Origin of the sequence: uncultured Methanobrevibacter sp. (assembly GCF_937906425.1) — an archaeon.
Lineage (GTDB): Archaea > Methanobacteriota > Methanobacteria > Methanobacteriales > Methanobacteriaceae > Methanobrevibacter.
The window spans coordinates 1-12,216 of the sequence record NZ_CALCYR010000259.1 but is presented as its reverse complement, the minus strand read 5'-3'; the positions used below and the strand labels follow the sequence as shown (position 1 = coordinate 12,216).

At 29.9% G+C, this 12,216-nt stretch carries 8 protein-coding genes and 1 tRNA gene; 1 reads left to right on the top strand and 8 read right to left on the bottom strand.

What is annotated here, in order from left to right; all coding sequences use genetic code 11:
- Nucleotides 1–368: 368 nt before the first annotated feature.
- From Q0138_RS07650 to Q0138_RS07640, 3 genes are all read right to left on the bottom strand, one after another.
- Nucleotides 369–443: transfer RNA gene (locus Q0138_RS07650), tRNA-Met, on the bottom strand.
- Nucleotides 444–748: 305 nt separating this feature from the next.
- Nucleotides 749–1,243, bottom strand: coding sequence for a hypothetical protein (locus Q0138_RS07645; protein ID WP_297982922.1), 495 nt, complete (start codon nucleotides 1,241–1,243; stop codon nucleotides 749–751).
- Nucleotides 1,244–1,262: 19 nt separating this feature from the next.
- A complete protein-coding gene (locus Q0138_RS07640; protein ID WP_297982919.1) occupies nucleotides 1,263–1,676 on the bottom strand; it encodes a hypothetical protein in 414 nt (137 codons plus the stop codon).
- Nucleotides 1,677–2,081: 405 nt separating this feature from the next.
- Between Q0138_RS07640 and map the strand changes: the two genes are divergently transcribed.
- Nucleotides 2,082–3,011 (top strand): type II methionyl aminopeptidase, encoded by a 930-nt coding sequence (map, locus tag Q0138_RS07635; RefSeq protein WP_297982914.1) that lies wholly within the window; start codon nucleotides 2,082–2,084, stop codon nucleotides 3,009–3,011.
- 342 nt (nucleotides 3,012–3,353) lie between these two features.
- On the opposite strand, the gene Q0138_RS07630 is transcribed toward map, so the two are convergent.
- The 5 genes from Q0138_RS07630 to frhA all read right to left on the bottom strand — a co-directional run bounded on the left by Q0138_RS07630 (nucleotide 3,354) and on the right by frhA (nucleotide 11,612).
- Nucleotides 3,354–7,724 carry a right-handed parallel beta-helix repeat-containing protein gene (locus tag Q0138_RS07630; RefSeq protein WP_297982910.1) on the bottom strand — a complete coding sequence of 1,457 codons (4,371 nt, stop codon included), beginning with the start codon at nucleotides 7,722–7,724 and terminating at the stop codon, nucleotides 3,354–3,356.
- Nucleotides 7,725–8,063: 339 nt separating this feature from the next.
- Nucleotides 8,064–8,909 (bottom strand): coenzyme F420 hydrogenase subunit beta, encoded by an 846-nt coding sequence (frhB, locus tag Q0138_RS07625; protein ID WP_297982928.1) that lies wholly within the window; start codon nucleotides 8,907–8,909, stop codon nucleotides 8,064–8,066.
- Between the two features lie 14 nt (nucleotides 8,910–8,923).
- Nucleotides 8,924–9,880: a coenzyme F420 hydrogenase subunit gamma gene (gene frhG, locus Q0138_RS07620; protein ID WP_297982925.1), complete on the bottom strand. Its 957-nt coding sequence runs from the start codon at nucleotides 9,878–9,880 to the stop codon at nucleotides 8,924–8,926.
- 13 nt (nucleotides 9,881–9,893) lie between these two features.
- Nucleotides 9,894–10,367, bottom strand: coding sequence for a coenzyme F420-reducing hydrogenase, FrhD protein (gene frhD / locus Q0138_RS07615; RefSeq protein WP_297982908.1), 474 nt, complete (start codon nucleotides 10,365–10,367; stop codon nucleotides 9,894–9,896).
- A gap of 27 nt (nucleotides 10,368–10,394) precedes the next feature.
- On the bottom strand, nucleotides 10,395–11,612 hold the full coding sequence (gene frhA, locus Q0138_RS07610) for a coenzyme F420 hydrogenase subunit alpha (RefSeq protein WP_297982905.1): 1,218 nt from the start codon (nucleotides 11,610–11,612) through the stop codon (nucleotides 10,395–10,397).
- Between the last annotated feature and the right edge of the window lie 604 nt (nucleotides 11,613–12,216).

Sequence of the window (12,216 nt, the reverse complement as noted above, 5' to 3'; positions counted from 1 at the left end):
AAATGTATAATACTTTATTTAATATCTCTGAATGAAAATTCAATAAAAATAAAATAATCTAAAATATGTACAATAAAATGAATTTCAATTAAAATAAATTAATAATTTTTTCAATGAAAATGAACATTAAAATTTTTAAAGACTATAAACCTAAATTTGTCGATATATATATATATATAGTTTATTAATTGTTTAAATAAAAAAATAAGAAAGAAACTATTTAAAAAATAAAAAAATAGAATTTAAAAAAATATAAAATGAGTGAAAAAATAAAAAAAACTAATTAGAACTAAAAAAAGAAAATAACTGAAAAAATAAAAAAATAAGAATAATAATATAACAATGTTATATCAACAGTCTATAAAAAATAGCAGGGCCTAGATTTGAACTAGGGCTCTCGGGGTTATGAGCCCCGCGGGATCACCAGACTACCCCACCCTGCTAAAAGATAAAACTATTTCAACATTATAATATTAGTTTACATAATATATAAACCTTTGGATAAAAATAAAGATATTTAAAAAAAATCATTGGAAATGTAAAATAAAATTAACTAAAAGGATAAAATTGATTAAATAAAAAAATGAAAATAGAAAAAATAAAAACAAATAATAACTCAAATAAAAAAAACATAAAAACGATTAAAATACAAAAAAGAATTAGAAGCAATTTAAAAATAATAAATAAAAATAGAAAAATAAGTAAAATAAAATAAATAAAATAAATAAAATAAAAAAAATAAAGAAGATTATTCTTCTTCATCACCAAGATCTTCGAGTGCTTTTATACGAAGTTCAAAGTCTTCCAATCTTTCATCTGTTGCAGTTGAATAGTCTGAAAATCTTTTTTCCAAGTCATCAATGCTTTCACAAGCAGAGGTGCAACGTTCTTCAAGACTGGACAAATCATCAGTAGTCACCAATGACCAGCTTTCAATTAACTCTTCACTACGTTCATCTAAAAATGCATCTAATCTTTTTGAAAAAGCATCAGTGGTGTTAGCATAAGACTTATCAATATCCTTAAAGGTATATTTAATCTTATCACCCATAGACTTTTTCTCAGCGATTTCATCTTCCAAATTAATGGTAGTGGAGTCTGAACTTTTACTTGATGTGGTAAATGAACTGAAAATTTCCCTTATGTCAGTGCTACCAGTATTTACTGATTGAACATAATAATAAATTAAAAAGACAATGGCAACAATAAGAATAATGATAGCAAGTATTTCAACGATTTCCATAATAAAACCTCACTAAAACCTATCTTTTCTTATTAAGTTTCTTTTCTTTCTGTTCAATTTCTTTAAGCATCTTTTCTAATTTTTTAAGTTCAGTTTGAGCTTCAAGACGAGCTAAACGTTCATTAATTTCACTATGCAAATAGCCTACATTGTTCATAACATCAGCAGTTGAATCTCTAATTTGAGTGAGATGTTCTTGTTGTTCAGCAGGTAATTTAATAGGATTTTCCATCATACGTTTATTCTCTAAGTCTTTCTCTACCATAGCAATTTTTTTAAGTTCAATTTCTTTTTCCATTAATTTTAAAGTATTATTGGATTGACTAACTTTTTTCCATTGCATTACAACAATAATAACTACAATAGCTAAGATAATTACTAATATAAGAATAAAGATTTGACTTGGATCAAATAAACTTAGTTCATTAGCCATATTTTTACCTCCAAATTATTTTAAAAATAATTCCATAAAAATTAAATTTCAATAATGATTTAAATAAGAATAAGTATATTTTATATTTAAGAGTATATAAAAATTATCATATGAATTTTAAAAAAAATGATTAAACTAAAAAATATTTATTAAAGTTTTAAAAAAAGATAAAACAAAAGTAATTATTAAAGTTTTAAAATAAAAATAAAACTAAAAAAATAATTATTAAAGTTTTAAAATAAAAATAAAACTTAAACTGAATTATTACAGAAATTTAATAAAAAAAATAAAACTTAAACTGAATTATTACAGAAATTTATTAAAAAAATACTTATTGAACAATTTAAAAATAATAAGTATAAAACAGTAGAAAAAAACATTTATAAAAAACCACCAAGTGATAAAATGGTTGATGAAATTAAATCTTATGAAGAAGCTGGAAAAATCGTATCAAGAGTAAGAAGTGAAGCGTCTAAAATGATTAAAAACGATCTTCCTATTCTTGAGCTTGTAGAATTTGTGGAAGGAGAAATATTAAAGTCAGGTGCAGGAATTGCATTCCCATGTAATGTGTCCATAAATGAAATTACCGCTCATTACACCTCCCCTGCAGGAGATACCAATAAAATGGTAACTGGAGATCTTGTAAAACTGGATTTAGGTGCTGAAGTTAACGGTTTTATTGCAGATTCTGCAGTTACAGTCATGGTCCCAGGAGACAATCTTGAAGAATTGTTTGATGAAGAGACTCTTGAATTAAATCAAAGAATCATAGATGCATCAGCAGCAGGACTTGAAGCTGCAATAAGTACAGTAAGGGCTGGAGTAAAGGTTTGTGACATTGGACAGGCTGTTTATGATGCAATTTCAGAATACAATTTAAATCCTGTTTTAAACCTTACAGGACACAGTCTTGAACATTGGAACTTACATGCAGGAATTTCAGTTCCAAACTATAACAATAATGATCAAACAGTTCTTGAGGAAGGTCAGGCAGTTGCTATAGAGCCTTTTGCAACTAATGGTGAAGGCATTGTAAATGACTGTCCTTATGCATATATCTTTTCATATATGAAGAATAAACCATTTAGGATGAAATCTACTCAAAGAATGCTTAATCATATTGAAAAGAATTATAGATACTTGCCATTCAGTGGACGTTGGCTTACAGAAAACTTTAATGAACATAGGGTAAATGCAGGACTTAAACAATTAGGAGATGCAATGGCAATTTATCCTTATGCTGCACTTAAGGAAAGAACTGGAGCTTGGGTTTCTCAAAAGGAACACACAATGATTGTAGAAAGCGACGGATGTAATATAACTACCCTTTAAGTTAAAAATAACGTGCATTTAAAATTAATTAATTAATTAATTAATTAAATATTTGAAGTTTTAATAAAAATAGAAATTTTAAAAAAAATTTAATAAAAAGTGAAGGTTTTTACCTCACTTTTATTTTTTTAAAAGTAAAATTAGTTTGTAAAGTATGAAACTAAATTTAATAAAATAAAGAATAAAATGATTTAAAGAAAAATAAACTCTTAAATTAAATAAAAAATAAAAATAAAATAAAATAAATAGAATTAGAATAAAATAAACTCTTAAAATTAAATAAAAAATAAAAATAAAAAGAATGAAAAGAATAAAAATAAAAACTAATTAAAGAATAAAAACCTATTTAACAACTATTTTAGCACTTTTACTAACCGTACCATAAGTACTGTCTCCAGCAAACTTAACCGTAAACTTATAAGTCTTTTTACTGGCCAAACTAAGTTTTAAACTTCCAATTCCCTTAGCATTGGTTTTAGTTGAATAAGTCTTTCCATTAACTGCAAAAACAATTTTCTTATTTGAAAGTGGAGTTCCTAAAGCTGTTTTCAAACTAGCGCTAATCACCTTATTAGAATTACTTGCCTTGTAAGAAAAGTCATTTGTAGCTAAAATAGGAATTTGAGTATTTACAGTGATTTTAGCAACTGCAAAACTTGCATTATACTCATCATCTCCTAAAAAGCTTACAGCAAATGTGTAGCCTCCTTTTATAGCAAGATTTATTTGAGTTCTTGCACTTCCATTCTCATCTGTTGTATAATTATAAACATGACCATTAAATCCTACAAAAATCGGTTTATTTGCCAGAGGATTTCCAGAACCGTCCAATAGGATAAAATTGAAATATTCCCCATTTCTTCCGTCAAGATAATAATTAATGGAACTTGTTGTCATGTTTTCACATTCAATGAAAGTTGAGCCCTTCTCAAAGCCAGGAGAAATAAAAACATCCTTTCCATCCAATATTGATTTGATTTCCATCTTAAAAGGATTTATTCCAGAACTTAATGTATTGTTCAAGACAGAAATGGAATTGCTTGGAGCCAAAACAGCCCTATCCATTTCCAATTGAAGAATATTTATGGATTTTGCCACAATATCCTCATCCACAAGGGAGAAAATATTATTTGCCACATTAACCTTAGGAACATTTGTTGAAAAGACATCAGAACCGTTTATACCATTCAATAAAACAATAATTTTATTGTTGTTAAGAATATAAATTCCATTTAGAATATTTACTCCAATAGAAGACAAATCAGAACCTTCAGAAGACAAATCAGAACCTTCAGAAGACAAATCAGAATCTTTTCCATTAGAACACAAATCCAAATCTTCAAACTCATCCAAGGCAGAAACATTAAACAAAACCTTGATTCCACCAGAGCCCCCATTTAAATAATCAGACTCATTGAAAACAAAGACTCCTCCTTTTATTGTCAAGGACTTATTAATCTTTAAGGTGTCCAAATTGGCATAGATTGTATTTCCAAAATCAATCACATCCCCAGGAATTGCATCATCAATAAGATTTTGAATATCCCTTGCAGGATTTTCAGAATGAATGAAAGAAGTTTTTAATCCATTTTCAAATAAAAGATTATTTTCCAGAATGGAACTTGTCAAATCAGAACTTGAATCAATTAAAATGGCTCCATCAAAGTTTCCCAATGGATCTTCAGTAGCAAGAGCATTATAAAATGAGCCAAAAATACTTATATTATTGTTTAAAGCCTCAAAATCACTTGACTTATACAATCCAAGCCCTATTGAACTTACAGCATTTGAAAATATATTATTATCCCTAATGGACAAATCCTTAGAATTCCTAATGGCCAAGGCATAAGAGGAATTGATTGAAGAAATATTCAAATCATTATTTAAAAAGGTTAAATCTTTTGAATTTGATAAATCCAAACCATATGAAGACTTATTTGAACTTATTTGAATATTATTGTTTGCAATTGTTGAATTCTTCAATCCTTCAATGGATAAAGCCTTGCTTATATTAATGGAAGAGTTTTCCATATAAAATGAATTATTGATTATTTTAATGTTTTCAGACGATTCCTCATAATCAAATACCCTAATAAATGACAATTCATTAAAATCAGCATCGCAAACAAGAATTCTGTTGTTTGAAATAAGCAAATCCCCTACACCTTCCTTTACAGAAATTATCTCATAGGACTTTAAAAAGGAATTATCCCTTATCTCAAAGCTTAAATTTGATAGTACACTATTAAATGACTCTCCTTCAAATATTATTCGAGAATTAATCAATTTAGAGCCTTCAACTGAAACAATCCTTAAAGGAATGTCTATTTTAATTATTTTATTGCTTAAATTTGCCAATTTCAATGTACTGTTAAAGTCTATTTCAAAATCATCCCTAAAGCTTCCATCATCATTGAAGAAAGCATAATAATTAGAATCGTCAATTACATAGCTTGAAGATTTAGGATAAGTTGAATTGATGCAAAGAATGCCAATATCCGAAAGGGTCTTGATAATGTTTTCATCCATGACAACTACACTTTCATTAGCAATCAAAAGGGCAGGATTATACTCATTCACTTCAATGAAATTAGAAAATAGGGAAGCGTTTGAATTATTGAATCTAATTGCATAATCCTTAAAATCAATATAAATATGATTATTAATTAAATAAACCTTATCAACATTGTTTAAGGCAATTGACCCATTATTAAATCTCAATCCTTCAATCAAAAGGCCAGAGGATAAAATCTCCAATGAAATATTATTGAATAGGGCAGTGCTTGCTTTAAGAGCATTAAAATTCTCAATTATATAATTATATTCATCATTTTCATAGAAATCATAGCTGAATGAAGAAACAGGATTATTTGAGGACAAATCAGGACCTATCAAATCATGATTTAAAAAGCTTAAATTTCTATTTAAATAAGCATCCAATTTAGAAAATGTGCAATTAAGGGAAACCAAGGAAATAGGAGCATCTATTTTTAAAACACCATCATTCAAAAGAGCATTAGAAAAATTCCCTTCAAAAATTAAAGCATTATAGGGATTATCATATGTGCCGTTTAAACCATTCAAATAGCTTAAGTTATTTATAGTGCCATCAGATGCAAAAAAGTCTGAAAAACCACTTTCATCAACTATGATTCCATTATCGAATACAGTAATGTTTCCATTTGAGGGAATGTTTGAAATGTCTATTGCAGAGTTGGAAAATGAGAAAATGGAATTGTCAAAAACACTTGAATTGTTTGGATATTTTGAATTTGACTGCCTTTTAAACAATATCGCTTCACTATCCAATGATCCTACAATATTGGATGAGACGGTCAGATTAGACATGCGGCCAAAGACATAAATTCCATTGCCTCTTGCCATATAAATCAAATTATCATAAACATCACAGTTTGAAGCATAATAATTAAATTCAATGCCGCTGCGACCGCTTATATTATATACAATATTTCCATATGCAGTATTGTTAGGCATTAAATAAATTGCAGAACCTGTTAATTTACTGTTAAATACAGTATTGTTTGCTATTAAATTGTCATAGGAAGCATGAATACCATAGTCTCCACCTTCAGTTCCATCATTTCCTTCAAAGTAGCCTCCTGTAAGATTGAAGATTATGTTTCCTATAATATTGTTAAAGCTTCCTTCAGAATCAACTCCACGATACATATTATAAATTGTATTGTTTAATGCAGTGTTGTAATCACCCATTATATGAATGCCATATGCCCACGCTGAAGGAGCAAGCAAACCTGTATCCTCACTGATTGCAGAAGCCTTAACCGTATTGTTATAGATAAAGTTATAATTGGACTTTTCAAAGCCATAGGTAGTTAGATAAATAGGATTTGAATCCTTTACAGTCACTTGATTAGAATAAATGCTGTTATTGTGACTTTCTCCAAGCAAAATCCCTGCACGCTTCCATGAAAGGTTCATATATCCTGTAAAATAGGATTCAAGAACATTTCCAAAAATGGAAGTGAAATTGGAATAGATTACACGAACAGGATTTCCATTAGCTCCTGTACAATAGATATCGTTATTAAAGACCTCTACATAGGAACTGTTCAAGATATAGACTCCTGGACAGTCTGCATTTGAATTTCTTATGTTTAAATTGTAAACCTTTGATGTTAAAAGAGAGGAAGACTTGGAGGAATTTGATTGAAACTCGTTTACTCCTTCAAATTTAATCATACAGTTAGTTAAAAAGGCATTGTTTGAGGAACTTGTTATTGTACATGGGACATTTAATATAAAGTTACGGCCCTTGAAGGAACCTGAAAGATCTAAAATATCATTTGGAGAGACAATCCCAGACAAAAGGTTTCCATTTCTATCAAAGTAGTTTGAATAATTGGAATCTGAGATTTTATGAATGTTTTGATTAGAATCTGAAAGTTTTTCACCTTTAGGACTTAAATTAGAATCATTAAGAATTTCTAAAGAATTAGATTCTGAATTAGAACTTAATTCATTAGAATCTGAATTCAAATCATGATTTAAATCATTAGAATATAAATTCAAATCTTCATTAAAAGCTTCATTTAAACTAATACCAAAATTATCATTTGAATTATCAATTAAATTATCATTTAAATTAGAATCATCTAATTCTGCTGCATTTACACTTGCTAAACTTAAAATGAGCACCAATAAAAACAATAAAATTTTATTAAAATTTCTCATAATTCCACCAAATACAAAAATATCCCAATTTACATTTAATAATTTTAATTTTTATAATATAAATTTTTATTATTATTTTTAATATTGATTTTTCCTTTTTATTATAACTTGTTTATTTTTTAAAAAAAAATAGCTAAAAATAATTTTTTAATAAAAAAACTAATAAAAAAAGTTCAAAAAATAGAATAAAAATAGCTAAAAATTAATAAAAATAATTAAAAATTAATAAAAATAGCTAAAAATAAAATAATTAAAGTAAAAAAGTAAATAATCAAAAATAAAAAAAGTTCTAAAAAATAGAATAAGGAAAGTAAAAAATAAAAAAGAAAAGGGGAAGAATTAGAAAGGACTTGGAAGTCCCATGTTAACTCTTCTTTCGATTTCTTTTCTACCTTTGTCCTTTTTACCGTTGGAAAGTTTTTCAAGTAATCCTAAACCAGGTTTTACATCATCCATTGGTTTGGTTTCAAGAATACCTGCATCAACTGCTGCGGTAAAAATGTCTGCACCACTGTCAGTTCTGGTGAATACAGTAGACCAGCCGTCAGGAGAACCTACAGATCCAGTAGATACATCAGCTAATTCTGCAACATAGTCAAGACAGATGTTACATCCAGCTTGTTCATATCCGTGGGTTTCTTTTAAAGCGAGTCCTGATTCTTTTTCAGGGTCAGTAATCCAGAATTTTCCTTTTCCAATATCCATTTTGTTTACGTTGTCTAAGGAAGAGTTCATTTTTCCTTCGACAAAAGTTCTTAAGGAATCCCTTGGGAAGTTTTCCATACAGAAAATACCAATTAATAATGCTATTTTGTCTGCAACAAATCTGGTAGCGAATGGGTAAGATTGCATTTTTCTAAGTCCCATTACTTGACAAGGAGTTGCTACAGTTCCGATTTTTTCAAGACCATATTGTCTTACAGCTTCTTTGAGTCTGATTGCATTTGGAGAGAAGGTGTATTTGGTACCTGCTGCTGCAATAATTTCTTCTGGAGTCATTGCAATAGTTGGTTCAGGTTTCCATGCGTCTTCAGTATCTCCAGCTACAATTGCACCTTCAATAATGTTTTCTTCTAAAGCGTAAGTTAATAAAGCTGTTACGATTCCACCATCTTGTGAGACTTTTTGGATTTGTTTATCAGTAGCTCTAGCAGATACTACTTCTTTATATGTACCGAATGCCATTTTATTATCCTCCATTATAATCCTAAGTCTTTTTTAATTTGCTCTTCTGGGAACCAGGTTCTTGGACAATGGGTAGTACATGCACCACATTTAATACATCTGTTCTTATTGTGGGAAGGTCTACCTTCTACCATTTCAAGAGCTCTGGTTGGACAAGCTAATACACAAGTTCCACAACCAGTACATAATGCTTTACTTACAACATTGGTTTGCAAGTCACAACCGCATGCTAAGTTGCATGCTGCCATGTCTAACATAGGTTTTAAGTAATCCATGTCACCGTTGATTAAAGCAACAACTACTTTTGCAATAATTTCTGGGGATGCAGGACATCCTGGAATAGCACAATCTACTTTGATTAAGTCAGAAATTGGTACAAAAGATTCATGTTTTGGTTGAGCTAATTGTCCACCACGTGCGTAACGGGTGAAACAACCAGTCATTGCACAAGATCCGAATGCGCAAACTAATCCTGATTTTTCTCTTACTTCCATAAGTTCTTTTACACTGTGTTCATCTTGTAAACAGACAGACCCTTCGACTAATGCTAAATCCATTTCAGGCATTTCCCATAAATCTACTAAAGTTGTTCCGTAAACAATGTCCACCATATCAGTGAGTAAGGTTGAGAGAATGTCATAGTTTTCAGTTAATGACATACCGTCTCCAGTACACCCACTCATGTGAATATATCCTATTTTTGGTTTGTCAGCCACTTTTTCAACCTCCTGTGTTGAAGATTCTTTACTTAATTGCTCAGATGATTCCTCTTTTTCAGCCTCTATTTTTGCTTTTTCTGCATCAGCTTCTTTTCTAGCTTCTTCTGCAGGTTTAGATTCAGCTTCAACTTCCTTTTTAATTTCTTGTTTTAATTTAGCTTGAGCTTCATCTTTAGTTTCATCATCTTCTGCGTCCGGTTTAGCTTGAAGGCCTAAAAATTTCCTAATACTCTTTTTAATTCTTGCAAGCATTGCTAAACCCCTTTTAAAGTTCATTTAATATCATTTCAATAGCTTTAGGAACAGCCTTCTCGACAGGTTCAGTTAATCCCATATCGACGTCAGGTGCAGTAATTTCAGCCGGCTTACATCCTACAATGACCACTTCAATTCCGCGATCGGCAAGGTCATGAAGAGGTTCCTCAACAGGCCAGGTGTGGGCATTTTCATACTTGCCCTTAGGCATGTCATAAGGACTGAAAATTCTGAGGGTGCCCGGTTCTGCATTCCATTCAACAACGTCAACAACTATAATCTTTTTCCAATTCTCATCAGGCATGGAAAAAATGAAATGTGTTGCTCCGGTTCCTGCATCAATAAACTGAGTGTCTTCCGGCTTTTCCAATTCATTTTCTTTAAAATAATCTTCTAAAGCATGAATAACCATTGGACCGAAACCATCATCCTTGAATAATATGTTTCCACATCCAACAACTAATCTACTTGCATCGTAAGGCATTTTATTCCTCTCTATTAAAATTTAAATTTAGATTCTCACCATTTCGTTTTTAACAACAGATTTATCCTCATCGTCAACTACCATTACGTGGGTAGCACAGGATAAACATGGGTCGTAAGCTCTGATTACGTGAGGTCCCCATTCGTGATGGAATCCTTCGGTTGCAGGACCCATAGTTGGGATGTTCCAAGTAGTTGGTACTAATGCACTGTAGAAAGCGGTTTTACCGTCTTTTACTTGTGCCATGTGAATATCAGTTCCTCTAGGAGCTTCAATTACACCAATACCTAATTTGTTGGTACCTCTTGGGTCGAAATCTGCGAGAGTAGGGGCAGAAGTATCTAATTCATCTAAGATAGCAATTGCTCTGGAAAGATAAGTTTTCATTTCACGAGCTCTGGATAAGTGTTGTGCTAAAACACCTTGCTCTTTGTAGCCGTTAAATTTATCTTGTCTTGCTCTAGGACCAGTTTCCACGTTTACACCATCGTATAATGGTACGGTGGTACAAGCTCTTTTACCAATTTCAGGGTCATCATACCAAGCTTCCGGTACAATTTCAGTAAATCTGTCAAGATCGAAGAAATCTCTTTTACCGTAAATTACATCACTTGCAAATACAGGAGCATCAACAACACCTAATCCTTTAGGAATGTCCTTTTCAAGGAATAAGTTGGTCATTAATTCAACATGGTTGTCTACTACTGGCACTAATGCTTTAAGTCTGGTGTATAATTTTTTACGTGCAAGTTCTGAAAGGTTTCTTGCCATACCGCCGACTCTTATATCAGATGGGTGAATACCTTCACCAGCAACCATATCTACTACGTATTGTGCATTCTTTCTGATGGTTCCAACACTGTCTACAGCAGTCTTGAAAAGTTCTTCTGGTACAAAGTCAGGAGCAACTAAGAAATGGTGAATTGCGTGACTGTTTAAGTTGGAAGCAGAAATTGTTAATTCTCTTAACAAGGAAGCTGCTTTTGGAAGTTCGATGTCTAATGAATCATCCATCGCTTCAGCAGATGCTAATGTATGAGGTATAGGACATACCCCACAGATTCTTTGACAAAGAACTGGTGCAGTCTCAGGTGCTTTACCTGTAACCATTTTCTCTAAGCCTCTGACAGGTGTGATACTAAAGTATCTACCTTTGGTAACTATCCCTTCATCGTCAATTTCCATGACAAGTTCCGCATGTCCTTCTTGACGAGATGTTGGGGATATAACTATTTTATCGCTCAAATGTGTCACCTCTATTTTATAAATTTAAAAAGTTAGAAACTAACATATTATATTATAAAACTTAACTAATATAAATTAACCTTTTAAATTTAAAAAGAAACACTTAAATAACATGATTTTTTAGGTTTACCTAAAAAAATAGACTTAATATAAAAAATAATGACAAAAATATATAAAAATAAAAGATAAAGCCAAGGAGAATGCCCTAAATCCAAAATAAGAAAAATTTAGGCATAACTCAACATATGATAAATCATGATAAATGAAAATGATAAATTATTTAAAAAAAATCAAATTTTTTTGTTCGCACAGACAAAAATTAATATAAAAATAAAGAAACTTTTTAAGAAAATTAAATAAAATTTTATTACAAAAATGAAAATTATTTTTAAAAATTAAACAATATTTTTCAAAAAAAAATAATAAAAAAAATCTAAAAAAAAATAATAAGAATTTTCTAAAAAAAATAATAAAAAAATCTTTAAAAAAATCAAAACAATACTTTTCTAAAAAAAATAATAAAAAAATCTAAAAAAATAATAAAAAAATCTAAAAAAAATAAAAATAATACTTTTCTAAAAAAAATAATAAAAAATTAAAAAAA

Coding starts and splice junctions, on each gene's coding strand:
- Q0138_RS07645 (WP_297982922.1), bottom strand. CDS start 1,243: ATGGAAATCGTTGAAATACTTGCTATCATTATTCTTATTGTTGCCATT.
- Q0138_RS07640 (WP_297982919.1), bottom strand. CDS start 1,676: ATGGCTAATGAACTAAGTTTATTTGATCCAAGTCAAATCTTTATTCTT.
- map (WP_297982914.1), top strand. CDS start 2,082: ATGGTTGATGAAATTAAATCTTATGAAGAAGCTGGAAAAATCGTATCA.
- Q0138_RS07630 (WP_297982910.1), bottom strand. CDS start 7,724: ATGAGAAATTTTAATAAAATTTTATTGTTTTTATTGGTGCTCATTTTA.
- frhB (WP_297982928.1), bottom strand. CDS start 8,909: ATGGCATTCGGTACATATAAAGAAGTAGTATCTGCTAGAGCTACTGAT.
- frhG (WP_297982925.1), bottom strand. CDS start 9,880: ATGCTTGCAAGAATTAAAAAGAGTATTAGGAAATTTTTAGGCCTTCAA.
- frhD (WP_297982908.1), bottom strand. CDS start 10,367: ATGCCTTACGATGCAAGTAGATTAGTTGTTGGATGTGGAAACATATTA.